This is a genomic window from Alteraquisediminimonas sediminicola, assembly GCF_019740335.1.
GTDB lineage: Bacteria > Pseudomonadota > Alphaproteobacteria > Sphingomonadales > Sphingomonadaceae > Alteraquisediminimonas > Alteraquisediminimonas sediminicola.
In genome coordinates this window covers 1,160,451-1,184,010 of the sequence record NZ_JAHXZS010000001.1, presented here as the reverse complement: position 1 = coordinate 1,184,010, position 23,560 = coordinate 1,160,451, and the positions used below count along the sequence as shown (strand labels likewise).

General features: G+C 59.6%; 26 protein-coding genes and 1 tRNA gene. 11 read left to right on the top strand and 16 right to left on the bottom strand.

All coding sequences use genetic code 11. The features are described from left to right. Positions 1-496 precede the first annotated feature (496 nt). Genes K6117_RS05890 through K6117_RS05880 form a run of 3 tightly spaced genes read left to right on the top strand, consistent with a single transcriptional unit; the run spans position 497 to position 3,408 of the window. Positions 497-847 carry a YbaN family protein gene (locus K6117_RS05890; protein ID WP_221792744.1) on the top strand — a complete coding sequence of 117 codons (351 nt, stop codon included), beginning with the start codon at positions 497-499 and terminating at the stop codon, positions 845-847. 39 nt (positions 848-886) lie between these two features. Beyond that, a complete protein-coding gene (locus tag K6117_RS05885; RefSeq protein WP_221792743.1) occupies positions 887-1,816 on the top strand; it encodes a 1-phosphofructokinase family hexose kinase in 930 nt (309 codons plus the stop codon). Continuing rightward, positions 1,816-3,408: an MBL fold metallo-hydrolase gene (locus K6117_RS05880; protein WP_221792742.1), complete on the top strand. Its 1,593-nt coding sequence runs from the start codon at positions 1,816-1,818 to the stop codon at positions 3,406-3,408. The genes K6117_RS05885 and K6117_RS05880 overlap by 1 nt, the downstream gene beginning before the upstream one ends. Positions 3,409-3,422: 14 nt before the next feature. On the opposite strand, the gene K6117_RS05875 is transcribed toward K6117_RS05880, so the two are convergent. Together K6117_RS05875 and K6117_RS05870 are read right to left on the bottom strand one after the other, a co-directional pair. Then, the gene (locus tag K6117_RS05875) at positions 3,423-4,112 is read right to left on the bottom strand and encodes an endonuclease NucS domain-containing protein (protein ID WP_221792741.1); all 690 of its coding nucleotides are present in this window, start codon (positions 4,110-4,112) and stop codon (positions 3,423-3,425) included. An 8-nt stretch (positions 4,113-4,120) separates the two neighbouring features. Further along, positions 4,121-4,810, bottom strand: a complete 690-nt coding sequence (locus K6117_RS05870) for a queuosine precursor transporter (protein WP_246604901.1) — start codon at positions 4,808-4,810, stop codon at positions 4,121-4,123. A 205-nt stretch (positions 4,811-5,015) separates the two neighbouring features. Between K6117_RS05870 and K6117_RS05865 the strand changes: the two genes are divergently transcribed. Then, positions 5,016-5,092 (top strand) — tRNA-Arg (locus tag K6117_RS05865). A gap of 38 nt (positions 5,093-5,130) precedes the next feature. On the opposite strand, the gene spt is transcribed toward K6117_RS05865, so the two are convergent. From spt to K6117_RS05825, 8 genes are all read right to left on the bottom strand, one after another. Next, positions 5,131-6,333 carry a serine palmitoyltransferase gene (gene spt / locus K6117_RS05860; RefSeq protein WP_221792740.1) on the bottom strand — a complete coding sequence of 401 codons (1,203 nt, stop codon included), beginning with the start codon at positions 6,331-6,333 and terminating at the stop codon, positions 5,131-5,133. A 7-nt stretch (positions 6,334-6,340) separates the two neighbouring features. Further along, complete coding sequence (locus tag K6117_RS05855) at positions 6,341-6,586, bottom strand: acyl carrier protein (protein WP_221792739.1); 246 nt, start codon at positions 6,584-6,586, stop codon at positions 6,341-6,343. Between the two features lie 43 nt (positions 6,587-6,629). Further along, a complete protein-coding gene (locus tag K6117_RS05850; RefSeq protein ID WP_221792738.1) occupies positions 6,630-6,860 on the bottom strand; it encodes a hypothetical protein in 231 nt (76 codons plus the stop codon). Between the two features lie 23 nt (positions 6,861-6,883). Continuing rightward, entirely contained in the window at positions 6,884-7,417 is a 534-nt protein-coding gene (gene ppa / locus K6117_RS05845) for an inorganic diphosphatase (protein ID WP_221792737.1), read from the bottom strand. Positions 7,418-7,605: 188 nt separating this feature from the next. Next, complete coding sequence (locus K6117_RS05840) at positions 7,606-8,979, bottom strand: class II 3-deoxy-7-phosphoheptulonate synthase (protein ID WP_221792736.1); 1,374 nt, start codon at positions 8,977-8,979, stop codon at positions 7,606-7,608. 223 nt (positions 8,980-9,202) lie between these two features. Further along, positions 9,203-10,705, bottom strand: coding sequence for a cysteine--tRNA ligase (gene cysS / locus K6117_RS05835; RefSeq protein WP_221792735.1), 1,503 nt, complete (start codon positions 10,703-10,705; stop codon positions 9,203-9,205). 168 nt (positions 10,706-10,873) lie between these two features. Further along, on the bottom strand, positions 10,874-11,593 hold the full coding sequence (locus K6117_RS05830) for an NUDIX hydrolase (protein ID WP_246604824.1): 720 nt from the start codon (positions 11,591-11,593) through the stop codon (positions 10,874-10,876). Positions 11,594-11,734: 141 nt separating this feature from the next. Further along, positions 11,735-11,974, bottom strand: coding sequence for a DUF2312 domain-containing protein (locus K6117_RS05825; RefSeq protein WP_221792733.1), 240 nt, complete (start codon positions 11,972-11,974; stop codon positions 11,735-11,737). Positions 11,975-12,217: 243 nt separating this feature from the next. On the opposite strand from K6117_RS05825, the gene pyk reads away from it, so the two are divergent. Further along, the gene (pyk, locus tag K6117_RS05820) at positions 12,218-13,666 is read left to right on the top strand and encodes a pyruvate kinase (protein ID WP_343211744.1); all 1,449 of its coding nucleotides are present in this window, start codon (positions 12,218-12,220) and stop codon (positions 13,664-13,666) included. Positions 13,667-13,839: 173 nt separating this feature from the next. Here the strand turns inward: pyk and ykgO are convergent, their stop codons facing one another. Further along, a complete protein-coding gene (ykgO, locus tag K6117_RS05815) occupies positions 13,840-13,965 on the bottom strand; it encodes a type B 50S ribosomal protein L36 (RefSeq protein WP_004210176.1) in 126 nt (41 codons plus the stop codon). A 98-nt stretch (positions 13,966-14,063) separates the two neighbouring features. On the opposite strand from ykgO, the gene K6117_RS05810 reads away from it, so the two are divergent. After that, complete coding sequence (locus tag K6117_RS05810) at positions 14,064-14,822, top strand: metallophosphoesterase (protein WP_221792731.1); 759 nt, start codon at positions 14,064-14,066, stop codon at positions 14,820-14,822. On the opposite strand, the gene K6117_RS05805 is transcribed toward K6117_RS05810, so the two are convergent. Continuing rightward, complete coding sequence (locus tag K6117_RS05805) at positions 14,798-15,583, bottom strand: precorrin-2 dehydrogenase/sirohydrochlorin ferrochelatase family protein (RefSeq protein ID WP_221792935.1); 786 nt, start codon at positions 15,581-15,583, stop codon at positions 14,798-14,800. The genes K6117_RS05810 and K6117_RS05805 overlap by 25 nt on opposite strands. Positions 15,584-15,666: 83 nt before the next feature. Between K6117_RS05805 and K6117_RS05800 the strand changes: the two genes are divergently transcribed. Continuing rightward, positions 15,667-16,212: a (2Fe-2S)-binding protein gene (locus K6117_RS05800; RefSeq protein WP_221792730.1), complete on the top strand. Its 546-nt coding sequence runs from the start codon at positions 15,667-15,669 to the stop codon at positions 16,210-16,212. A gap of 54 nt (positions 16,213-16,266) precedes the next feature. After that, the gene (locus tag K6117_RS05795; RefSeq protein ID WP_221792729.1) at positions 16,267-17,070 is read left to right on the top strand and encodes a DODA-type extradiol aromatic ring-opening family dioxygenase; all 804 of its coding nucleotides are present in this window, start codon (positions 16,267-16,269) and stop codon (positions 17,068-17,070) included. Here K6117_RS05795 and K6117_RS05790 read toward each other — a convergent pair whose 3' ends face one another. The 4 genes from K6117_RS05790 to rplM all read right to left on the bottom strand — a co-directional run bounded on the left by K6117_RS05790 (position 17,071) and on the right by rplM (position 19,080). Next, on the bottom strand, positions 17,071-17,439 hold the full coding sequence (locus tag K6117_RS05790) for a Sec-independent protein translocase family protein (protein WP_221792728.1): 369 nt from the start codon (positions 17,437-17,439) through the stop codon (positions 17,071-17,073). 95 nt (positions 17,440-17,534) lie between these two features. Then, on the bottom strand, positions 17,535-17,921 hold the full coding sequence (locus tag K6117_RS05785; protein ID WP_221792727.1) for a nuclear transport factor 2 family protein: 387 nt from the start codon (positions 17,919-17,921) through the stop codon (positions 17,535-17,537). Between the two features lie 134 nt (positions 17,922-18,055). Next, positions 18,056-18,601: a 30S ribosomal protein S9 gene (rpsI, locus tag K6117_RS05780; protein ID WP_221792726.1), complete on the bottom strand. Its 546-nt coding sequence runs from the start codon at positions 18,599-18,601 to the stop codon at positions 18,056-18,058. Then, positions 18,601-19,080, bottom strand: a complete 480-nt coding sequence (gene rplM, locus K6117_RS05775; RefSeq protein ID WP_221792725.1) for a 50S ribosomal protein L13 — start codon at positions 19,078-19,080, stop codon at positions 18,601-18,603. The genes rpsI and rplM overlap by 1 nt, the downstream gene beginning before the upstream one ends. Positions 19,081-19,593: 513 nt before the next feature. Here rplM and K6117_RS05770 point away from each other — a divergent pair. The 3 genes from K6117_RS05770 to K6117_RS05760 all read left to right on the top strand — a co-directional run bounded on the left by K6117_RS05770 (position 19,594) and on the right by K6117_RS05760 (position 23,559). Next, positions 19,594-20,721 carry a phosphoserine transaminase gene (locus K6117_RS05770; RefSeq protein ID WP_221792724.1) on the top strand — a complete coding sequence of 376 codons (1,128 nt, stop codon included), beginning with the start codon at positions 19,594-19,596 and terminating at the stop codon, positions 20,719-20,721. Positions 20,722-20,828: 107 nt separating this feature from the next. Next, the gene (gene serA / locus K6117_RS05765; RefSeq protein WP_221792723.1) at positions 20,829-22,412 is read left to right on the top strand and encodes a phosphoglycerate dehydrogenase; all 1,584 of its coding nucleotides are present in this window, start codon (positions 20,829-20,831) and stop codon (positions 22,410-22,412) included. 64 nt (positions 22,413-22,476) lie between these two features. Beyond that, on the top strand, positions 22,477-23,559 hold the full coding sequence (locus tag K6117_RS05760; RefSeq protein WP_221792722.1) for an ATP phosphoribosyltransferase regulatory subunit: 1,083 nt from the start codon (positions 22,477-22,479) through the stop codon (positions 23,557-23,559). Position 23,560 lies beyond the last annotated feature (1 nt).

Below are 23,560 nucleotides of genomic sequence, written 5' to 3'. Positions count from 1 at the left end.
GTCGCGATTTTCGCGATCGTGGCGGGAACATCGCGTTCGGGCATAGGAATGTCAATCCTAGCATTATACACAGGCGTGAATGCCCCGTCCGTCAACTGTGCCCGCTTATAAAAATCATTTTTTAATAGATATTTATGAGGAAGATGGCGTCAAATAGATGTCGTGTCCGGACGAGCTGGATTTACGCGTCGCCCAGATGAAAAAGCGAAATAGCATCAGCGTGCATGCGCAGCTGGGGCGCGCAAAACCATATTTGTCACTGCCGACATCATATGCGTTCGGGGTCGCTTCCATTGCCTTTGGGGAGGCCGCGTTCATGGCAAAATATGTGTTCATCGCCTTATGTATAACATCGGATTGTGACGATTGAATTGAATTGCCGTGAAGGAAACATGACAATCTTCCTGATGTTCTGCGATCGGCCTCGGCATCGGCAAAGGTCGTTTGTTTCCCTTGATGGTTGACCAACGCGTAGCAACTCGAAAGAAATGATCAGATGAGACATGTCTATTTGATCGCAGGGTTTGTCGCTTTGGCCTTGGGGGCAATCGGGGCGGTGTTGCCGCTGTTGCCGACGGTTCCATTTCTTATCCTCGCGGCCTTTTGCTTTGCGCGGAGCAATCCGGAATTTGAGGCCTATCTGCTCGACCATCCGCAATTTGGCGAGGCAATCCGGACTTGGCGGACGCGCGGGGCCATTAGTCGCAAGGGTAAAAAGGCGGCGACCATCGCCTTTGGCATCAGCCTTGGCTTGGCATTTCTCCTGATGGACATGCCATGGCCTTTGGTGTCTGTTGTAGCCATTGGCCTGACGGGGACATGGATATGGACCCGGCCAGATGCGTGAATGTTGCCGGCCAATATGCCAAGAGTTGGAAATGATGCTGTGAAGACGATTGCCACGCTGACGATGAATCCGACGATAGACGGGGCCTGCAAGGCGGAGCGCGTTTTTCATACCCATAAGATCAGGACATCCGGCGACCGTTATGATCCGGGTGGCGGCGGCATCAATGTGGCGCGGGTGCTGGCGCGGCTCGATTGCCCGGTCAGGGCTTTTTATCTGGCGGGTGGTGCGACCGGGGCGGTGCTCGATCATCTGTTGGATGCGCAAGGGCTGGATCGGGTGCGGATGGATGTCGCGGGCAATACACGCATCAGCATGGCCGTGCTGGAACATGCGACCGGGCGCGAATATCGGTTCGTACCGGAAGGGCCGATGCTGAGCGAGGCTGAATGGGCAGGCGCGCTTGATCGACTTGCCCATATCGAATGCGACTATCTGGTCGCGAGCGGTTCATTGCCGCGCGGGGTGCCGGTTGATTTCTATGCCCGGATCGGGGCGATGGCAGCCCGCAAAGGCATTCGCTTCGTGCTCGATTCTTCGGGGGAGTCTCTAAAGGCGGGGCTTGATGCGGGCGGCGTGTTCCTTGCCAAGCCCAGTGCGGGCGAATTCGAACAACTGACGGGCCGAAGCTTCGACACGCCCGCTGCCATTGGCGAGGCTGCCCGCGATCTGGTGCAGGCGGGGAAGGCGGCGCATCTGGCTGTCACCATGGGGCATTTGGGTGCGGTGCTGGCGACTGCAGATGGCTTTTGGCATTTGCCTGCGATCAAATTGGAGGTGAAAAGCGCGGTCGGGGCGGGGGATAGTTTCCTTGCGGCGATGACCTGCGCCTTTGCCCATGGCCGTGATGCGCGGACGGCGTTTCGTTATGGCATGGCGGCGGGGACGGCGGCGGTGATGTCGCCGGGGACCGATCTGTGCCATAAGGAAGATATCGATCGGTTATTCCACGATATGGAGGGGATGTAATGTTGCCGACACCTGAAATCACCTTCCACGGGGCCGCAGGCACGGTCACCGGCTCCTGCATGGAATTACGCGTCGGCGATCAGCGGATTTTGATCGATTGCGGCCTGTTTCAAGGCTCGCGCACGCTGGAAACCCTGAACCGCGAACCATTTGATTTCAAGGTGTCCGAGATCGCCGCCGTGATCCTGACCCATGCCCATATCGATCATAGCGGGCTGTTGCCCAAATTGGTGGCCGAGGGATTTCGGGGCCGGATCTGGTGTACGGCATCGACCCGCGATCTCTTGTATCACATGCTGCCTGATGCCGGGCGCATTCAGGAGTTTGAGGCCGCGCGCCGCAATCGCCGCGCCGACCGTGCCGATGAACCGCCGTTCGAACCGATTTACACTGAGGCCGATGCGATCTCGGCTTATGAACAGTCGCATCCGGTGGATATGGAGCATTGGTTCGAGGCCGCCCCCGGCATTCGCGCCCGGTTGTGGAATGCGGGGCATATCCTTGGCTCCACCTCGGTCGAGGTCGATGCCAATGGGGTGCATCTGCTATTTTCCGGCGATATCGGGCCGGAACACAAGGCATTTCATCCCGATCCCGATGCGCCGACCGGCTTTGACCATGTTGTGTGCGAAAGCACCTATGGCGATCGTATCCGCGATGACATCACCATCGACGAACGTCGCCAATTATTGTTCGCTGAAATTCAGGCAGCGCTGACGCGCGGCGGCAATCTTGTCATCCCGGTGTTTGCGCTGGAACGGACGCAGGAATTGTTGCTCGATATTGCGCGGTTGATCGAAACGAAAAGCCTGCCCAATCCCCGCGTGTTTATCGATTCACCCTTGGCCAGCCGGGCGACCGATGTCTTTGCGTCCCATGCCGATGAGTTGGAAGATGTCGAGGGCGGGGATTTATTCCGCATCCCGGCCTTTCATTTCGTTGCCAGCGTCAATGAATCCATGGCGCTTAACAATGTGACGGGCGCGATCATCATGGCGGCGTCCGGCATGTGCGAGGCCGGGCGCATCCGCCATCATTTGCTGCACAATCTGGGCAATCGCCATTCGACCATCTTGTTCGTCGGTTTTCAGGCGGCGGGGACATTGGGCCGGACCTTGCTCGACGGGGCGGAACGCGTGCGGATTTCCGGACGGGACGTTGCGGTGCGGGCGCAAATACGACGGATCGACAGCTATTCCGCCCATGCCGATCAAGACGATCTGCGCGCATGGGTCAAGGCGCGCGAACCGATTGCAGGCAGCCTGTTCCTCACCCATGGCGAGGCGGGCAGCATTGAGACGCTGCGGCGGTTGATGCAAGCGGATGGGGTGGCGCAGTCGGTGGTCCCCCCGCAGATCGGCGAACGTTTTGCATTGCCCAAGGGTGAGGCGGCCAAACGCCTCTCCACCGGTCGTGTCGATCTGCATCCGGAGGTCGCGCGCGATTGGCAGAATGATTATGCCGAATTTTCGACCGGCCTGAAGCAGGAATTGCGCGCTATCCAGAAAGCCGCAGATCGGCGCGAGGCGCTGCATCGCATGCGCGAAGTGCTGCATTCCTATCAGGACCATCGCCGCCGCCATAAGCATTGATTATCAGGGCAGCGTCAATCCAGCGCGTTGAATTGCAGGCGGAGGCGATATTCGACCAGCTTGAGATGGGGGACGCGGCGGGCGGCGGCGCGGGTCCGTTCGCCAAAGCTGCCCGCGATAATGATCGTGCGGCACGGCATGTCGGATGACTGGGCGATGTCCGTCGTATAGCCGAGCGCCTGTTCCAGCGCATCGGCGGGACAAGGACCGGCCTTTAATTCGATCACCAATTGCGCGCCCTGTGCATCGCGCGCGAGAATATCGATCCGGCCGGTCGGGACAACCCGTTCCTGTCCGCCGTCAATCGCGACCAGCCCTGGCTCCAGCAGATCGAGATCGCGGCGGACGGCGGCTTGCAACTGATGTTCCTGCCGGATCAGGCCCCGGTCGGCCTGTTCTTTGGGGTTGGGTGGGGCGGCAATCGGTCGTGCGGCCTCGGGATTCGCATCGTCGATCAGAAATTTGAGATAGCAATTGAGCGCAGCCCGAAATTGCGTGGCCAATGGTGTATTGGCGAACAGGCCGGCACGTAATTTGCGTGCCCACATCATGATCTGAACGAAGCCCAATTCGCCGATTTTTTCGTCCAGTCCCAGCCATTGGCGATCCAATTGCCGCAGCAGCGCCGCATATTGAAAGGCTTGTTCACTGGTGCCGACATGGTTCAAAAAATGGTCGCGAAAATCCTCCGCACGCCAACTCATCGATATCCTTATCCTGCCTTTGATCCAAAAGGCGAAAACGCGGTGCCCTCATCATAGACATCGACCAATTCTGCCCGTTTCAGGTGATTGACGACGGCATAGGTCACGGGCGTCAGCAACGCCTCCCATGCGGTTTTAAAGATGAATTGCGAAATGACGACCTGCCATAATTTATCGAGCGGCCAACCCGCCAGACCGTAAAAGGCAAGGGGGTAGAAGATCAGGCTGTCCAGCCCCTGGCCGATGACGGTCGAGCCAATCGTGCGCATCCATAAAAAGCGCCCCTTGGTGAGGAGCTTCATCTTGGCCAGCACAAAGCTGTTGGCGAATTCGCCGACCCAGAAGGCGCTCATCGACGCCAGCACGATCCGCCAGCTATTGCCGAACACGGCTTCATAAGCGGGCTGATCGGGCCAGTCATGGGCGGGCGGCAGGGACACGACGACCCATGACATGAACGCCATGAAGATCAGTGCCGCAAACCCGGCCCAGATCACGCGCCGCGCCCGGGCATAGCCATAAACCTCGGTCAGCACATCGCCGATGATATAGCTTAAAGGAAAGAACATCACACCCGCGCCAAAGGCCCAATTACCGATGATCGGCAGATCGACCTCGGATCGTTTTGCGGCGCCGATGATGTTGGCGAGCAACAGAATTGCCACAAACGCCGCCATGACAAAGTCATAATAACGCATTTGTTTTTGGGCGATCTGATTGCCGGTGACATGTTGGGGCAGGTCAGCGGGCACGGATGGATCTGGGTGCATCATGGCGCGGAACCTATCGTGATTTCGCATCTTAGCAAACAGCCATTGCCAGCGCCGATGATTTTGTGCAGTGACGGCCCCAAGGTGGCGACACCGTTCCGGGCGGCGCAGCCGTGTCGGATGGAAATGGGCAGACCCCGTAGCTCAACTGGATAGAGCACCTGCCTTCTAAGCAGGATGTTGCGTGTTCGAGTCACGCCGGGGTCACCAATTAAAGGGGCGCCACCAACTGCGAAGGGGTGGAGGGTTTAGCCCAGCACCCCGGCAGCAGCACCCGCCGCCTTGAACCGACCGATAATGTCATCGACCTGTTCGCTGCTATGTTCCGCGCACAGCGAGCAACGCAGCAACGTCATGCCCGCAGGCGTCGCAGGCGGACGGGCGAGGTTGACGTACACGCCACGATCAAGCAGCGCCTCCCACATCGCCGCGCCGCGTTCCAGATCGGGCATGATGACCGAAATGATCGCCGATTGCGGCGTTTCGGTGCCGAGCTGGAAGCCGAGGTCCTTCAGGCCCTTATGCAGCTTGCGGCTGTTTTCCCACAGATGTGCACGCTTGTCGCCCGCGTGCATCAGCTTGCGGATCGAGGTGGCGGCGGTCGCGACCACCGAGGGCGGCAGCGATGCGGTGAACACATAAGGGCGGCACACCAGACGTAGCACTTCGAACTTCGGATGGTTGGAAACGCAGAAGCCCCCGACCGTACCGACAGATTTGCTGAATGTCCCGATCACGAAATCGACCTGATCGAGCACGCCCTGATCTTCGGCCACGCCGCGACCCTTGGGCCCGATAAAGCCCATGGAATGCGCCTCATCGACCAGCACCATCGCGCCATGCGCCTTGGCGATGGTGATCATTTCCTTCAACGGGGCAATATCGCCCAGCATCGAATAGACGCCTTCCAAGACGACGAGCTTGCCCGCTTCCGGTGGCAGGCGCTTCAGACGCTTTTCCAGCGCATCGATGTCGTTATGGCGGAATGGCACGATCTGGGCATTGCCCAAGGCGCAGCCATCATAGATCGACGCATGGCTATCGATGTCGAGGATGATGTAATCCTCTTTGCTTGCCATGGTTGAAATAATGCCGAGATTGGCTTGATAGCCGGTTGAGAACACCATGGCATGATCCATGCCATAGAATTCCTTCAACGCCTCTTCACAGTCGCGATGCGGGCTATAGGTGCCGTTCAATACGCGGCTGCCGGTGGTCCCTGCGCCAAATTCGTCCAGCGCCTTTTTGCCAGCAGCCAGCACGTCCGGATCGAAGGTCATGCCCATATAATTATAGGTGCCGAGCAGGATGGTTTCCTTGCCGTTGCACAAGGCGACGGTCGGGGAAATCACCTTTTCCATGACCAAGGAGAACGGGTCCTTGATGCCGGTCGAGAGCAAATCTTCGCGCTGCTGGATCAGGGGGTCGAACTTGGAAAACAGGTCGGTCATACGCGGATCAATTGTCCTGAACAGAGATCACAGTATCGACCAGCTGGCCGACATTTTCGATTTCAGCCTGCATGTTCATCGTGATGATGATGTCGAATTCGTCCTCGATCGAGGCGACGAAGTCCATCACGGTCAGGCTGTCCCATTCGAGATCGGTGGCAAAGGTTGTGGCATCGGACAGCGAAACCCCTTTCTTGTTGAAAGGTTCGATCAGTTCGGCAACCCGATTGAATGTGTCAGCGCGTTTTTCCATCAGGCGTCCTTAAACGGCTTTGGTGATGTTGGCAAAATTTTGTTTAGGCCTCAAGCGCCGGCGCGGGCGTCCGCCCGCTTAGGCTTTCGCGCCAATAAGGCGCGGCGGCCGTTCGGCCTTGCGGCACTGCGTGCCGTTGGTGGGGGATGACGAGGTCTGCACCCGACAATTGCCACCAACGGCGCTTTAGCGCCGCAAGCGCGAACGCGCGCCCGAGCTTATTGTGAGGAAAGCCAAGGCGACGGATGTCGCCGCCCGGCGCTTGCGGGAACAACAAACAACGCTAAACAGGCTGAATTATTTAGCCTGTTTAGCCCGTTCGATGCTTTCCAGCACGATGCGCTTGGCTTCGGTCGCATCGCCCCAGCCCTTGATCTTCACCCATTTGCCGGGTTCGAGATCCTTGTAATGCTGGAAGAAATGCTCGATCTGCTGCGTCACGATCGGCGGCAAATCGCCATGTTCGTTGATTTCGTCATAATAAGGGAAGGTCTTGTTGACCGGCACGGTGATGAGCTTTTCATCCATCCCGCCATCATCTTCCATGATCATCACGCCCACCGGACGCACGCGGATGACCGCGCCCGGAATGATCGGCGAACGCGCGATCACCAATGCATCGAGCGGGTCGCCATCTTCGCACAACGTATGCGGGATGAAGCCATAATTGGCCGGATAGCGCATCGGTGTGTGGAGAATGCGATCGACGAACAATGCGCCCGATGCCTTGTCCATTTCATATTTCACGGGTTCGCCGCCCGTGGGCACTTCGATGATGACGTTGAGTTCTTCGGGCGGATTCGGGCCGACCGGGATCATATCAATTCTCACGGGAAAAACCTTTTACTTGTGAATCTGTGGCCGACGACATTGCGTAGCAATATTACCGACGCCCCGGCTCATAGCGATCACAGGCCGTTTGGGGAATGTCAAAATTGCTGCGCTGCAAAATTTGCAACGCTGATGGTCGAGCCAGCCCCCCCCGGCGAGGGGCCGGCTCGACGATCTACAGGTGGAGATCAGGCCGCGACCTGTTCTCGCTCCTTCATTTCCTGATTGAGCATGTCCGCCAACAGGAAGGCGAGTTCGATGCTCTGCCCGGCATTGAGGCGCGGATCGCACTGCGTTTCATAGCGCGCGCTCAGCCCCTCTTCGGTGATGTCGATTGCGCCGCCGGTGCATTCGGTGACGTTCAGCCCGGTCATTTCGGCGTGAATGCCGCCGCCATGCGTCCCTTCCGCCCGATGGACGGCGAAGAAGCTGCGCACTTCCGACAGGATGCGGTCGAACGGACGGGTTTTCAGGCCATTGGCCGCCGAGATGACATTGCCGTGCATCGGATCGCAAGACCAGACGACCGGACGACCTTCGCGCTTGATGGCGCGGACAAGGGTCGGCAGATGCTGTTCGATCTTGTCCGAACCATAGCGCGTGATCAGCGTGATCCGGCCCGGTTCGCGATTCGGGTCGAGTATGTCGAGCATCCGCAACAGAGCATCCGGATCAAGGCTCGGGCCGCATTTCAGGCCAATTGGGTTGCCGATGCCGCGCAGGAATTCGACATGGGCCGACCCTTCAAAGCGGGTGCGGTCGCCGATCCACAGCATATGGGCGCTGGTGTCATACCAATCGCCGGTCAGCGAATCCTGCCGGGTCAGCGCCTGCTCATAAGGGAGCAGCAGCGCTTCATGGCTGGTGAAGAATTGCGTGCCCTTCAACTGCGGCACGGTGTTCTCGTTGATCCCGCATGCCGCCATGAAGTCGAGCGCATCGCCGATGCGATCCGCGACCGATTGGAATTTCTCGGCCCATGGGCTGCGGCCCATGAAATCGAGCGTCCAGCGATGGACCTGATGCAGGTTCGCATAGCCGCCCTGCGCAAAGGCGCGCAGCAGGTTCAGCGTCGCCGCCGACTGGCTATAGGCGCGGATCATCCGTTCCGGGTCCGGCGTGCGCGAGGCCGAGGTGAAGGCGATGTCGTTGATGATGTCGCCGCGATAGGACGGGAGCGACACATCGCCCTTGGTTTCCATATCGGCGGAACGCGGCTTGGCGAACTGGCCGGCCATGCGCCCGACCTTCACCACCGGCAATTTCGACGCATAGGTCAGCACCACCGCCATCTGCAACAGCACGCGGAAGGTGTCGCGGATCGTGTTGGGATGGAAATCGGCGAAGCTTTCGGCGCAATCGCCGCCTTGCAACAGGAACGCCTTGCCCGCCGAGACTTGTGCCAGCTCGGTCTTCAAATCACGGGCTTCACCAGCAAAAACGAGCGGCGGATAGTTCGACAGAGTCGCTTCCGCCGCCGACAGCGCGGCCTGATCGGGGTAGGTCGGGAGCTGGCGCGCTTCAAACGCCTTCCAGCTTTCTGTGGTCCAGTTTTTAGTCATAATGGCGCGGCTTTACGTGAAGCCGCCGCCAAGGGCAAGAAATAGCGGTAACGGCGATGATGATGGTTTTCGATCACAGTGAACGAGGCGGTGTTTTGTTTTAGTCCCGCGTTTTTGTTTTGTCCCTCAGGCGCCGGGCGCGGGCATCCGCCCGCTTGGCTTCCTCGCAATAAGCTCGGGCGCGCGTTCGCGCTTGCGGCGGCGATGCCGCCGTTGGTTTTCCTCACCCCAGATGGAGCGCCCAGTCCCAGCCGAGCGGATCGCCGTCCATGACCTCCACACCCTTGGCGGCGAGCGCATCGCGCAGCCGGTCGGATTCCGCATAATCCTTATCGGCCCGCGCCTGTTTGCGCTGGTCAAGGATCGCGTTGATCTCGTCTTCGGTGATTTGTGCATCCGCCGGGCGAACACGGAGGCCTGCGCGGTTGATCGTCATCAGGTTGAGACCGAGCACCAGATCCATCGAGGCGATGGCCCTTAGCCGATCATCGACGCTGATCTTCTTCATGCTCAGCACTTCCTCCACCAGCGGCAGGGCACGGGGCAGCATCAGATCATCGGCAATCGCCGCATCGAAGCGGGTGAGGGCATCAATGGCGGCGGCAGGCAGGCCAGCTTCCAGCGCCGTGCGATCGTAAGTCTGCCAGATCGTCCCTTCGGCCCGATCGCGCAGGGCGGATACGCCCATCACCAGTCGTTTCAACCGGGTCAGCGCGGCGGCGACATTGTCGCCCGAAAATTCGAGTTCCGAACGATAATGCGCCGAAATACAGAACAGGCGATAGGCGAGCGGGTGAATGCCCCGGTCGATCACCGATTGCAGGGTGGAGAAACCGCCCTTGGATTTCGACATCTTGCCATCGCGATCGACGAGGAAATTATTGTGCATCCAATAATTCGCGCCGGTCTTGGTCGATCCGGTGAAGGCCTGATTCTGCGCGATTTCATTGCAATGATGGATTTCGCGATGGTCGATGCCGCCGGTATGAATGTCGAACTGTTCGCCCAGATATTTCATGCTCATTACCGAGCATTCGAGATGCCAGCCCGGCGCGCCCTTGCCCCAGGGGCTGTCCCATTCCATCTGGCGCTGTTCATCCTTGGGCGATGCCCGCCAGATCGCGAAATCTTGCGGGTGGCGCTTGCCATCGACGGGGTCGATCCGGCTTTCGACCGGGGTCGCATCATGAGTCGCCGCACCCGCGAGCTTGCCATATTCCGGCAGGGTCGAGACATCGAAATACAGGCCGGAATCGAGCGTGTAGCAATGTTCGGGCGCGATTTTTTCGGCGTAATGGATCATGTCATCGACATGTTCGGTCGCGACCGACCAGCGCGATGGGTCTTTGATATTCAGCCGGTGAATGTCCTGCTTGAACGCATCGGTGTAAAAAGCGGCAATGTCCCAGATCGATTTGCCGGTCTTTTTCGCCGCCGCTTCCATCTTGTCGTCGCCGCTATCGGCATCAGAGGTGAGATGGCCGACATCGGTGATGTTGATCACATGGGTGACGTTATAGCCCTTATATTCCATCACCCGGCGCAGCGTATCGGTAAAGACATAGGCGCGCAGATTGCCGAGATGGGCAAAGGAATAGACCGTCGGCCCGCAGCTATACATCCGCACCATCGCCGGATCGATCGGCGTGAAAGGCGCGGCTTCGCGGGTGAAGCTGTTGAAGAGAACGAGCGGTGCGCCCATGGGGGAAGAAGGCTGTGCAGACATAGATGTGGCCTTAGAGTGATTTCGAGTGAAATGGAACATTTCACGACTCGGAAATCACGGCAAACAAAAGAGATTAGAGACTATCCAGATTCAAACTGAATGAAGCAGGATGGTCTCTAATCCAAGGGAAGTCGCTTCGCCAAGCCATTATGGCGCTGGAGGATAGCGTTAAAAACGCGCGATGCTGTTGAGAGCGCGCCATGTCCGGGGATAGCCGCGATCCTCCGGGATGCGGAGTACCTGTTCGCCATCGATTTCACCGACAAGCGGTTGGATCAATTCCACCGGATAAGTCTCCACATGCGCGACCAATTCGTCAAAATTGCCCGCCTGACCGATTTTTTCGAGGTTGCACAGGGTCGGAAAGACGATCCGCGCGATGCCCTCTTCCGCATCCTGCAACGCTTGTTCGGCGGAGGTCCAGACGAGATGCACGGTTTCCGAGCCATCGACCGTCGCGTTCATCGGCAGATGATTGGCCTTGGCGGCATAGAAATGCGTGTCGAACGCGCGCGGTGCGACCGAGGGTGGCGGGCACCAGCGGGCAAACAGCAATAATGCATCAAGATCCGGGGTCAGTCCATGTTCCACAAGCAATTCGGAAAAGGCTCGGCCATTGGCCAGATCGGCCCGCATCGCGTTCACAATGTCATGATCGGGCAGGGGATCAAGCGCGACCGCGAGGCCGACTTCTTCGATTGTTTCGCGAATGGCGGCAATCCGGTGCGGCGTATCATAGGGCATATCATCGCCAAGGCTTGCGGCGATGATCTTGTCATCCTCATCAACCCGGCCACCGGGAAACACGCGCGCGCCCGCCGCAAAGGCCATGGTCGCGGCCCGTTCGATCATCATGATGGCGGGTGGTGCAGCGTCCTGATCACGCATCAAGATCAGTGTCGCGGCAGGGATAGCATTGGCAAAGGGTAGATTCATGCATCAACTATACCACAAAGGTCTAATCAACACCCCTCTAAATCAATCTGCCATCCCTGCTCTTTAGGACTGTATTTTTGGTTGATCCGAAGATCAGGCCATGCCGAGTGCGGCCTTATAGGTTTCGAGAATGGCTTCGGCCTCGTCGCGGGCGTTCTTTTCCATCTTCCGCAGGCGGACAATGGCGCGCATCGCTTTGGCATCAAAACCATTGGACTTGGCTTCGTTATAGACGTCCTTGATGTCGTCCGAAATGCCGCGCTTTTCTTCTTCGAGACGTTCGATCCGTTCGATAAACAGGCGTAGCTGATCGGCGGCGATGATGTCGCTCATCTGTGACTCCATGGCATTGAATGATGGTGCTCGATGATCGAGCGGAAGGTGGCGTTTATGCCAGCGAGGGCGGATGCTCAATGCTTTTTCGCGGCCATTCTGCCGGTTATTGATTTTTCATGTCCAAACTGGCGGGTGCACTCGTCAAGCCGCCGTCTTGCTGTTATGAATTTCAACGCAGGCATTGCGCCGGATTTTCGGCACTCTCCTCCCCCCGCCTGTCATATCCGCAAAGGAGTTTTTGTGAAGCAGCCGACCCAAACCCGCAGGCGTAAGGTCCGGGTTCTTGCGACGCTTGGCCCAAGCAGCAACAGCCGTGAGATGATTTCCCGGTTGATGGATGCCGGGGCCGACGCATTCCGCATCAACATGAGCCACGGCAAGCAGGAAGACCATGCCAAGGTCATTGCCCTGATTCGCGATATTGAGCGCGAGACCGGGCGATTGGCGACGATTCTCGTCGATTTGCAGGGGCCGAAGCTCCGCGTCGGCACGCTGGCCGATGGGCCGATCATGCTGGTCAAGGGCGCGGCCTTTGTCCTCGATCGCGATCCGACGCCGGGTGATGTGACGCGCATGACCCTGCCGCATCCCGAAATTTTCGCGGCCCTGCGCCCCGATGCGCGGCTGTTGCTGGATGATGGCAAGCTGGTGTTGCGCGTGACGGCGGTGACGCAAGACCGGATCGATACGGTCGTCGAAGTCGGCGGGCAATTGTCCAACAACAAGGGGCTGAACGTCCCCGATGTCGTCGTGCCGGTCCCGGCGTTGACGGCCAAGGATCGCAGCGATCTGACCTTTGCCCTTGGACTGGGGATTGATTGGGTCGCGCTCAGCTTTGTGCAGCGGCCAGAGGATGTGGCCGAGGCGCGGCAATTGATTGGCGACAAGGCAGCGCTCTTGGCCAAGATCGAAAAGCCGCAGGCAATGGAGCGGCTGGAAGAAATTATCGAGATCGTCGATGGCGTGATGGTTGCGCGCGGCGATCTGGGCGTGGAACTGCCGCCGGAATCCGTGCCGCAGGCGCAAAAGCGGATCGTCGAAACCTCGCGCCGCATGGGTCGGCCCGTGGTGGTCGCGACCCAGATGCTCGAATCGATGATCAAGGCGCCGACCCCGACACGGGCCGAAGTGTCCGACGTTGCGACCGCGATTTACGATGGCGCGGATGCGGTGATGTTGTCGGCGGAATCGGCAGCGGGCGATTGGCCGGTCGAAGCCGTGGCAATGATGGACCGCATCGCGACGGCGGTCGAATCCGATCCGGGCTATGTTTCGCGGCTGCATTTTACCGAAACCCGTCCCGATCCGACCACCGCCGATGCGATGTCGGAGGCGGCGGCGCATATCGCCAGCGTCATTTCGGCCTCGGCGATTGTCTGCTTCACCGCGTCGGGCTCCACCGCGCGGCGCGTGTCGCGTGAACGGCCTTCGGTACCGGTGCTGATCATCACGCCCAAGGTGACGACGGCGCGGCAGCTTGGGCTGTTATGGGGCGCGCATGCGGTCAACACCCGCGATGTCGATAGCTTTGAGGAAATGGTCGAAAAGGCCAAGCGTACGGCGCTGCGCCATGGCGTGGCCGGTGCGGGCGATCATATCGTCATCATGGCAGGCGTGCCGTTCGGGACGCCGGGGTCCACCAATGTGGTCCATGCCGTGCAACTGACGGGGAATGAGTTGGAAGGCTGATTCTGATGCCCGCTGCTGTCGGTTCCGGCGGCGGCGGGCAATAGACGGCGGGAGATATGCGCAATGCTATACCCGATCAGCGCCACACGCGAAAACCCCGCGCCAGACGGGCTGGCACGGGGTTTTCAAGCAATCATGCTTCGAAAGTTGGCGACCATCAGGCCGCCAAGCAATTAGCCCTGACGAGCCTTGAAGCGACGATTGGTCTTGTTGATGACATAGGTGCGGCCACGACGACGGATAACACGGTTATCGCGATGACGCCCCTTGAGCGATTTGAGCGAGTTACGGATCTTCATGGGGCTAACGCTGCCTTGTCTGAAAACGGTTGTTGAATAAGAGCGGTCCACCTATTCGGCAGAGGGGAGTTAGTCAAGCGGTGTCAGCGGTGAAAACCATGTTGAAGACGCTTTTCGGTGCGGAAAATACCCCCGAAAAGCCCAAAGTCCCTGATGCGTCGCGAATCTATGCGATTGGCGATGTCCATGGTCGTCTTGATCTGCTGCATGATCTGCTCCGGCGAATCACTGTCGATCATGAACAACGCGGCGGGTCCGAAAGCTGCGAGATCATTCTTTTGGGTGATTTGATCGATCGCGGCCCCGATTCGGCAGGGGTGGTTGAACTTGCCTGCAATTGGAACCTTCCGGCGATCACGCTGACCACGATGAAGGGGAACCACGAGGCGACCCTGCTTTCGGTGCTGGATGGCGAGACGACATGGCTGCTGTCTTGGCTCAGTTTCGGCGGGCAGCAATGCCTTGAAAGCTATGGCGTATCGTCGTCAGTGTTGATGTCGGGCGAATTGGGCGAGATTGTCGCCGCCGCGCGCCGCGCCGTGCCGCCCGCCCATCAGGCATTTCTGGCGGGCCTGCCGCTGATGCTCCATCGTGGCGATTATTGCTTTGTCCATGCCGGGGTGAAGCCGGGGGTGGCGCTTGAAGCGCAGGTCGAATCGGACCTGATCTGGATTCGCGATGAATTTCTGGATTCGTCCGTCGATCATGGCGCGATGATTGTCCATGGCCACACGATCCGGCCAGAGGTGCAATGGCGCCCCAATCGCATCGGTCTTGATACCGGGGCCTATCGGACCGGGATATTATCGGCGGTCGGCTTGCAGGGCAGCGATTATTGGCTGCTGTCGACCGGCTGATAAGTCAGCCACAGGTCGAGATCCGCGCCCGATGATGTCGGTGGGGTGGTGGCGGCGATCCGCTCGGCATCGGCGCGTGCGCGTTCGAGAATCGCTTTCGGCACATCGGGATGATGGAAAACGCGGTCGGCCTGCCCCAATAGCCGCGCCTGCCATAGCCGCAGCATGTCCGGGTCTGCATTGTCGATCTGGAGGCTGACTAGGCCTGTCCTCGGCGTTGTCTCCGGCATGTCGAGCCATGCGGCCACGGCATCGTCCTGATGGGCGTGAAACGGGTCGAGCGGGCCTCCGGGGTCGAGCGCGGCATCAATCGCGCGCCGTCGCGTCGCCGCGTCCGGCCAGCGCCTGCGGATCGCACCACGCGCGGCATAAAGCCCGTCCGCCAGTTTCCCCAGATTGGCGGGCAGCATCGCCTCCAGCCGTTGGCGCAGCGCCTTGGCAAGACCAGCGGACGCGCCGCCGGTGCCGATGGCGATCAATACGGGGTGGCGGTCGATGATCGCGGGCAGGGTGAAGTCGCAATGATCTGGCCGGTCGGTGGCATTGACCAATACGCCGCGCGCCTTGAGGGCGGCAATCACCGCCAGCGCCTCGTCCTCCTCCTCAATCGCGACAATCGCCAGCGCCGCCTGATCATCCGGCCCGACAATGTTCGCGCCCGCGCGGGTCAACAGGCGGCGCTTGGCATCCGCGCCTGCGCCATGGCCCGCCAATATCACCCGGCGGCCCAATAGGCGCATCAGCACCGGCAGGCTGTGCAGGCTGGCTTCGGCCTGATCGGTTTTGGGCGAATTCATGCGGGCGTGGCTTTCCTTGTTGGCATCCCAGGCTATAACGCATTGCTATGACGCGTTTCACTGTCAACGGCCAGCCCGTCCATTATCGGCTTGATGCGGAAACACCCTTATTATGGGCGTTGCGCGATGCATCGAACCTGACCGGCACCAAATATGGGTGCGGGGCAGGCCAGTGTGGGGCATGCACCGTGCATGTGGATGGTCAGGCGGTGCGCTCCTGTCAGGTCAATATCGGGACGGTTGAAGGTGCGTTGGTGACGACGATCGAAGGCCTGTCCGCAGATCGCAGCCACCCGGTGCAACAGGCATGGGTCGCGGAAAACCTGCCGCAATGCGGTTATTGCCAATCGGGGATGATCATGGCGGCGGCGGCGCTGTTGCAAGCCAATCCCCAACCGGCGGATGCCGATATCGATGCGGCGATGACCAATATCTGTCGTTGCGGCACCTATCCCCGGTTGCGTCGGGCGATCCATCGCGCTGCCCGCGTCATGGCGGGGCGGGAGATTATCGCCGCCGCGCCGCCACCGGGGATCGATCCTGTGGATGCGGCGGCGGCGGTCGCTGCATTGACGCCGGTGTCGGGGAAATAAAGCGGCGGGGTTAATTCTTCACATCTGGCGCTGCCACCCCATATGGACATGATGATGACTGAAAAGAACCAGAAGCCGCAGCCCAGCCTGTTCATTCCTCATGGCGGGGGGCCATGCTTTTTCATGGACGATCCTGCCGGGCGCTGGACCGGCATGGGCGATTTTCTGCGCCAATTGCTGGCGAGTTTGCCCGCGCGGCCCAAGGCGATTTTGCTGGTCTCCGCCCATTGGGAAACGGATGGCTTTGCATTCACCGGCCATGCTGCGCCGGGGTTGATCTTCGATTATTACGGATTCCCGCCGCACACTTATGAGCTGCGCTACCCGGCGCCGGGTGCGCCTGATCTGGCGGCGCGGGCGGCAGGATTGTTGCAGGCGGCGGGTTTCAAGGCGACGGTCGATCCCGATCACGGTCTGGACCATGGCGCGTTCATCCCGTTGATGGTGGCCGCGCCCGATGCGGATATTCCGGTCGTCGAAATGTCGCTCGATCGCAGCCTTGATCCGGCGATGCATCAAGCTGCGGGTCGGGCGCTATCAGCCCTGCGCGATGAAGGCGTGCTTATCCTCGGATCGGGGATGAGCTTTCACAACATGCGGGCCTATGGCAATCCGGCGGCCACGGCCCAAGCCGCGTTGTTCGACCAATGGCTGACTTCGGTCGCAACCGCGCCCTGCAATGATCGCGAGGCGGCGCTTAATCAATGGTCGCAAGCCCCCGGCGGACAATTCGCCCACCCGCGCGAGGAACATCTCCTGCCGTTGATGGTCGCCGCCGGGGCGAGCGATGCAGCAGGCACGCGCATCTATCATGAGCGCGTGCTGGAAGTCGCGATCTCGGCCTATCGCTTCGATTAATCAGTTAATATTCAGGGCGAACCGTGCCGCCGCCTCATTTTCAGGCGTATCGGCCAGCACCCAGCCATTGGTCAGCAAGCGCGCGGTATATTGGCGGTTGTAGATGAAGGCGGCGATGATCTGCCACAGGCCAAAGGTCACAATGCTGAACAGCAGATGCAGCGCCGCAATCCCGATTTCGCCGCGAAATAACGGCACGAACCAGCCAAAGCACAGATAGGTCGGGCTGAACCCGTAAAAACCGTTTTTCGTCAGGCCCGATTGCGCATGCCGCACGACGACCCGTTTCTGGCGATAGAAAATCAGCAGGAGCAACGGCGAGAACATGATCAGCAGGATCAGAAAATGCCAGATTGAAAAGCCGCCCATATGATTTGCTTCCCCTATGTTTATTCTAGGGTCTAGACTAAGCATGATTTTGTCAATGCTTGATGATGCGGCAGGGGCTTTTGAGCGCTCCGCCCCTATTCAGTCTGCGCATCGGCCCAGACGGCATGGCTGTCAAAGTAATAGGGCATGATCTGGTCGATTTTGTCGCCCCGAAAACGGAACCGTTCGGCGATTTCGAGGTCGAAGTGTTTGCCCGTGCGGCGTGAGGTGACGCCCAGCCGGACAATGCCAAAGGCATAGCCGTCCCCGACCGTGATCCCATCGACCTGCAATGTCGGCGCATCCCAAAAGGCCATGACATTGGCAAACACCTCGGCAAGGCAGTTTTGCCCAGTATAAATGCCGCCATAGGGCAGGCTTGGCGCGCCTTTAAGCTGGAAGTCATCAGTCAACAGACTGCGAACCTTGTCGGTGTCGCCAATGGCGGTGGCATCGTAGAGGGTTTGGACAACGTCCCTCATGTGGGCATCCGATATAGTGCGTTCAGTCATGTTACCAAATCCTTCTATAAATGTTGATGGACCAGATGCGGGCGCAAAAAAAGGGGCCAGCGAAACGCTGACCCCTTTTTTGTTCGGCAGTGCCGAAGCGTGAATTAACGCTTCGAGAACTGGAAGCTACGACGGGCCTTAGCCTTACCGTATTTCTTACGTTCAACCGTACGGCTATCGCGGGTCAGGAACCCAGCAGCCTTGACCGGTGCGCGCAGCACTGGTTCGTACTTGGTGAGCGCCTGGCTGATGCCATGCTTGACGGCACCGGCCTGACCGGAAAGACCGCCGCCCTTGACGGTGCAGATCACATCATACTGGCCTTCGCGGTCGGTGACGGCGAACGGCTGGTTGATGACGAGACGCAGGGTCGGACGCGCGAAATAGGTCACCGAATCGCGACCGTTGACGATCACGCGGCCGGTGCCCGGCTTGATCCAGACGCGGGCAACGGCGTCCTTACGACGGCCAGTGGCGTAGGAACGGCCCTGCGCGTCGACTTCGCGTTCGCGCAGCGGCATGGTCGGGGCAGCAGGTGCAACAGCAACAGGTGCTTCACCAGCAACATCGGCGACAACAGCAGCCGGTGCAACAGGAGCAGCGCCGGTCAGCGCAGCCAGATCGGCGAGGGACTGACGGGTATCGGACATTATGCACCCACCTTGTTCTTGCGGTTCATCGCCGCGATATCGAGAATTGCGGGGTTCTGTGCTTCATGCGGATGCTCGGCACCCGAATAAAGGCGCAGGTTGCGCATCTGCTCACGACCGAGCGGGCCGCGCGGCACCATGCGTTCAACAGCCTTTTCAAGGACGCGTTCCGGGAAACGACCTTCCAGCACCTTGCCAGCCGTTACGCCCTTGATCCCACCAGCATAGCCGGTGTGGCGATAATAGACCTTCTTCTGCAGCTTGTTGCCGGTGAAGCGCACCTTATCCGCATTGATGACGATGACATTGTCACCGCAATCGACGTGCGGGGTGAACGTCGGCTTGTGCTTGCCGCGCAGGATGTTGGCAATGATCGAGGCAACGCGGCCAACGACCAGTCCTTCTGCATCAATAAGATGCCATTTCTTTTCGACCTCAGCCGGCTTGACCGACTTGGTGGTCTTCATCAGCGCCTTCATGGCTCTTGACCCTCATGGTTGACCGCAATCCCGCAAAATTCATGGGGATGCGACTAAAAAATCAAGCCGCCCGGACAAATCCGAACGGCGGCGATGGGCTCCAATGACGTTTAGGGGTGTTAAAGTCAAGCAAAACCGTGCGTTTTAGAAGAGGTATTATAATACCTCTGTTTGTTTTAGTCCCTCAAACGCCGGGCGCGGGCATCCGCCCGCTTGGCTTCCTCGCAATAAGCTCGGGCGCGCGTTCGCGCTTGCGGCGCTGCGCGCCGTTGGTGGCAACTTCCAAGGGCTGACCTCGCAATCCCCCACCAACGGCTGTGTGAGCAGCCGCAAGGCCGAACGGTCGCCGCGCCTTATTGGCGCGTAGCCAAGCGGGCGGATGCCCGCGCCCGGCGCTTGAGGGGCTAACAAAAGAGACTAATCATAAATTGACATTCCGCCACCTTCCCTTATGAGCAGCCCCGGGCCACGCGGTCCCAACGCCGCGCAGCTCTCTGTAAGGAGAAGCATTACATGACTGTGAATACACCTGCCTCTAAGCCGGCTCGTCCGTTTTTCTCTTCTGGCCCTTGTGCGAAACCGCCGGGCTGGGACGCCTCCAAACTCGCTACCGAATCGCTGGGCCGGTCTCACCGTGCCAAGATCGGTAAAGCGCGTCTTCAACTTGCGATCGACCTTACCCGCGAAGTGCTCGGCGTGCCGGACACCCACCGCATCGGCATTGTGCCGGGGTCGGATACCGGTGCTGTCGAAATGGCGCTGTGGACGATGTTGAGCGCCCGCGGTGTGACGATGATGGCGTGGGAAAGCTTTGGCGAAGGCTGGGTGACGGACGTCAACAAGCAATTGAAGCTCAACGCCACGGTGTTGAACGCGCCTTATGGTGAAATCCCCGATCTTTCCGCCGTCAACTTTAAGGATGACGTCGTCTTCACTTGGAACGGCACGACCTCTGGCGCGCGCGTGCCCAATGGCGACTGGATTGCCGATGACCGTGAAGGCCTGACGATCTGCGACGCGACCTCGGCGGTGTTCGCCTATGACATGCCTTGGGACAAGCTCGATGTCGTGACCTTCTCCTGGCAGAAGGTGCTGGGCGGCGAGGGCGCGCATGGCGTGCTGGTCCTCGGCCCGCGCGCGGTCGAACGGCTCGAAACCTTCACGCCGGCATGGCCTTTGCCCAAGGTGTTCCGCCTTGTGTCCAAGGGCAAGCTGACCGAAGGCGTGTTCAAGGGCGAAACGATCAACACCCCGTCCATGCTGGCAGTCGAAGACGTGATCTTCGCGCTCGAATGGGCGAAGTCGGTCGGCGGGCTGGAAGGCCTGAAGGCGCGTTCCAATGCGAATGCGGCGGCGCTTGGTAAGATTGTCGAAGAACGCAGCTGGCTTGGCCATCTCGCGGCTGATCCGGCGATACGCTCCACCACCTCGGTCTGTTTGACGGTCGAGGGCGCGGATGAAGCACTGATCAAGAAATTCGCCGGTCTGTTGGAAGCCGAAGATGCGGCCTATGACATTGCCGGTTATCGCGATGCCCCGCCGGGCCTGCGGATCTGGTGCGGCGCGACCGTGAACACGGCGGATGTCGAGGCGCTCGGCCCGTGGTTCGATTGGGCCTGGGCGACATTGCACGCCAAATAATTGCCTGCGCCCTCCCTCCATGTGTGTGAGGCGGGGGCGCAGATTATCTGTCTTCAGATCAGTTTTCCCCATTCAAACGGGAACTCTCCCCAGAGGAGTTAAGCAACATGACCAAGCCTAAAGTCCTTATTTCCGACAAGATGGACCCGAATGCCGCCAAGATTTTCGCGGAGCGCGGTTGCGATGTCGATGTCATCACCGGCAAGACCCCGGAAGAACTGATCGCGATTATCGGTCAATATGATGGTCTCGCGATTCGTTCTTCGACCCGGGTGACGAAGGAAATTCTCGACGCTGCGACGAATTTGAAGGTCATTGGTCGCGCCGGTATCGGTGTCGACAATGTCGATATTCCTGCCGCATCGGCGCAGGGCGTGGTGGTGATGAACACCCCGTTCGGCAATTCGATCACGACCGCCGAACATGCGATTGCGCTGATGTTCGCGCTGGCGCGTCAGATCCCGGAAGCCGATTTGTCGACACAGGCGGGCAAATGGGAAAAGAACCGCTTCATGGGTGTCGAAGTGACCGGCAAGACCCTGGGTCTGATCGGCGCGGGCAACATCGGTTCGATCGTCGCCAGCCGCGCGCTCGGCCTCAAGATGAAGGTCGTCGCATTCGATCCGTTCCTGACTCCGGAACGCGCGATTGAAATGGGCGTGGAAAAGGCGGATCTCGATACGTTGCTCGGCAAGGCGGATTTCATCACGCTGCATACGCCGCTGACGGATCAGACGCGCAATATCCTGAGCCGCGACAATATCGCCAAGTGCAAAAAGGGCGTGCGCATCATCAATTGCGCGCGCGGTGGTCTGGTGGATGAAGCAGCGTTGAAGGACGCGCTTGATTCGGGCCATGTCGGTGGCGCGGCACTCGACGTGTTCGTCGAAGAGCCTGCCAAGGCATCGCCGTTGTTTGGCACGCCGAACTTCATCTGCACGCCGCATCTGGGCGCATCGACCAATGAAGCACAGGTCAATGTCGCGTTGCAGGTGGCCGAACAGATGGCCGATTATCTCGTCAATGGCGGCGTGACCAACGCGCTCAACATGCCGTCTCTGTCGGCGGAAGAAGCGCCGAAGCTGCGTCCTTATATGGCGCTGGCGGAAAAGCTTGGGTCATTGGTCGGCCAGCTTGCGCATGACAGCCTGACCAAGATCGACGTCGAAGTCGAAGGTGCGGCGGCCCAGCTCAACATCAAGCCGATCACGGCCGCCGTGCTGGCGGGCCTGATGCGTCGTTATTCCGACACGGTGAACATGGTCAACGCGCCCTATATGGCGAAGGAACGCGGCCTTGATGTCCGTGAAGTCCGCCATGACCGCGAAGGCGATTATCATACGTTGGTCCGCGTCTCGGTCCATACCGCCGATGGCGAAAAGTCGGTGGCCGGGACATTGTTCGGCAATGGCCAGCCGCGCCTTGTCGAAATGTTCGGGATCAAGGTCGAAGCCGATCTTGATGGCGACATGCTCTATATCGTCAACGAAGATGCGCCGGGCTTTATTGGCCGGGTGGGGTCGTTGCTCGGTGAGGCAGGGCTGAACATCGGCACCTTCCATCTGGGTCGTCGTTCGGCGGGTGGCGAAGCCATTCTGCTGCTGTCGATGGATGCCGCCATTCCTGAAACCGTTCTTGGCGCAGCCAGCAAGCTGCCCGGCGTGAAGACGGTCAAGGCCCTTAAATTCTGATGCGTGTCGGCGACTTCATGCCAGAGGTTCCCCTTTGGCATGAAGCTGCTAAAAGGCCCCCGCTATGACCAATGCCCTGTTGCCAACCGGCTTTCGTGACCGCCTGCCGCCCGAGGCCGATGCCTCGGCGCGTCTCGTGCGTATCATCCTCGATGCTGTGGCCGGCTATGGCTATGAACGGGTGCAACCGCCCTTGGCCGAATTCGAGGCGACGTTGACGGCGGGTCTGCACGTCAGTGGCCGGGATTTGCTGCGTTTTGTCGATCCGGCATCGGGTGAAACCATGGCGGTCCGTTCGGATATGACCGGCCAGATCGGGCGGATTGCAACCAATCGCATGGGCCATCATCCGCGCCCGGTGCGCCTGTCTTATGGCGGGCCGGTGGTGAAGTTGAAGGCTGGGCAATTGCGTCCCGAACGCGAAATGATGCAGGTCGGGGCCGAATTGATCGGGGCCGATTCGGTCGCGGCGGTAGCTGAAATCATCAATGCGGCCATCGATGGCCTGCGGCAGGCGGGGGTCACGGGCCTGACGCTTGATCTCAACATGCCGGATGTGATCGATCTGTTGGCCATTGGCCCACTGCCGGTCGATGATGTTGCGCTGTTGAAAGCGCGGCTGGATGCAAAGGATGTGGCTGCCGTGCCGAATGCCTATGCCCCGTTGATCGAGGCGGCAGGCCCGGTCGCTGCGGCGATTGGCAAATTACGGGCGTTTGATGTGCAGGGCTTGCTGGCGGATCGGCTGGCGCGGATTGAGGCGATTGTCGCCTTGCTGCCGTCCGACATCACGATCACGCTTGATCCGACTGAACGCCATGGCTTTGAATATCAAAGCTGGCTTGGCTTCTCGCTTTATTCGCCGCTCGCAACCGGTGAAATCGGGCGCGGCGGGACCTATTTCAACGGCGCGGAACCAGCGGTCGGTTTTTCCGCTTTTATTGATCCGCTGATTGATGCAGGCCTTGCGCGTGGTGATCGTCGCCGCTTGTTCCTGCCGGTTGGCACGACGGCGGCTGTCGCGGCCCAATATCGGGCCGATGGCTGGGTGACGGTCGCGGCGCTGACCGAAGAAGATACGGCGCAAGCCCAGATCTGCACGCATATTTTGACCGACGGCAAGGCCGTCCCGATCAAGAAAGACTGAC

Coding starts and splice junctions, on each gene's coding strand:
- K6117_RS05890 (WP_221792744.1), top strand. CDS start 497: ATGAGACATGTCTATTTGATCGCAGGGTTTGTCGCTTTGGCCTTGGGG.
- K6117_RS05880 (WP_221792742.1), top strand. CDS start 1,816: ATGTTGCCGACACCTGAAATCACCTTCCACGGGGCCGCAGGCACGGTC.
- K6117_RS05875 (WP_221792741.1), bottom strand. CDS start 4,112: ATGAGTTGGCGTGCGGAGGATTTTCGCGACCATTTTTTGAACCATGTC.
- K6117_RS05870 (WP_246604901.1), bottom strand. CDS start 4,810: ATGCGTTATTATGACTTTGTCATGGCGGCGTTTGTGGCAATTCTGTTG.
- spt (WP_221792740.1), bottom strand. CDS start 6,333: ATGACCGACCTGTTTTCCAAGTTCGACCCCCTGATCCAGCAGCGCGAA.
- K6117_RS05855 (WP_221792739.1), bottom strand. CDS start 6,586: ATGGAAAAACGCGCTGACACATTCAATCGGGTTGCCGAACTGATCGAA.
- K6117_RS05840 (WP_221792736.1), bottom strand. CDS start 8,979: ATGACTAAAAACTGGACCACAGAAAGCTGGAAGGCGTTTGAAGCGCGC.
- cysS (WP_221792735.1), bottom strand. CDS start 10,705: ATGTCTGCACAGCCTTCTTCCCCCATGGGCGCACCGCTCGTTCTCTTC.
- K6117_RS05830 (WP_246604824.1), bottom strand. CDS start 11,593: ATGCGTGATCAGGACGCTGCACCACCCGCCATCATGATGATCGAACGG.
- K6117_RS05825 (WP_221792733.1), bottom strand. CDS start 11,974: ATGAGCGACATCATCGCCGCCGATCAGCTACGCCTGTTTATCGAACGG.
- ykgO (WP_004210176.1), bottom strand. CDS start 13,965: ATGAAGATCCGTAACTCGCTCAAATCGCTCAAGGGGCGTCATCGCGAT.
- K6117_RS05810 (WP_221792731.1), top strand. CDS start 14,064: ATGTTGAAGACGCTTTTCGGTGCGGAAAATACCCCCGAAAAGCCCAAA.
- K6117_RS05800 (WP_221792730.1), top strand. CDS start 15,667: ATGACGCGTTTCACTGTCAACGGCCAGCCCGTCCATTATCGGCTTGAT.
- K6117_RS05795 (WP_221792729.1), top strand. CDS start 16,267: ATGACTGAAAAGAACCAGAAGCCGCAGCCCAGCCTGTTCATTCCTCAT.
- K6117_RS05790 (WP_221792728.1), bottom strand. CDS start 17,439: ATGGGCGGCTTTTCAATCTGGCATTTTCTGATCCTGCTGATCATGTTC.
- K6117_RS05785 (WP_221792727.1), bottom strand. CDS start 17,921: ATGAGGGACGTTGTCCAAACCCTCTACGATGCCACCGCCATTGGCGAC.
- rpsI (WP_221792726.1), bottom strand. CDS start 18,601: ATGTCCGATACCCGTCAGTCCCTCGCCGATCTGGCTGCGCTGACCGGC.
- rplM (WP_221792725.1), bottom strand. CDS start 19,080: ATGAAGGCGCTGATGAAGACCACCAAGTCGGTCAAGCCGGCTGAGGTC.
- K6117_RS05770 (WP_221792724.1), top strand. CDS start 19,594: ATGACTGTGAATACACCTGCCTCTAAGCCGGCTCGTCCGTTTTTCTCT.
- serA (WP_221792723.1), top strand. CDS start 20,829: ATGACCAAGCCTAAAGTCCTTATTTCCGACAAGATGGACCCGAATGCC.
- K6117_RS05760 (WP_221792722.1), top strand. CDS start 22,477: ATGACCAATGCCCTGTTGCCAACCGGCTTTCGTGACCGCCTGCCGCCC.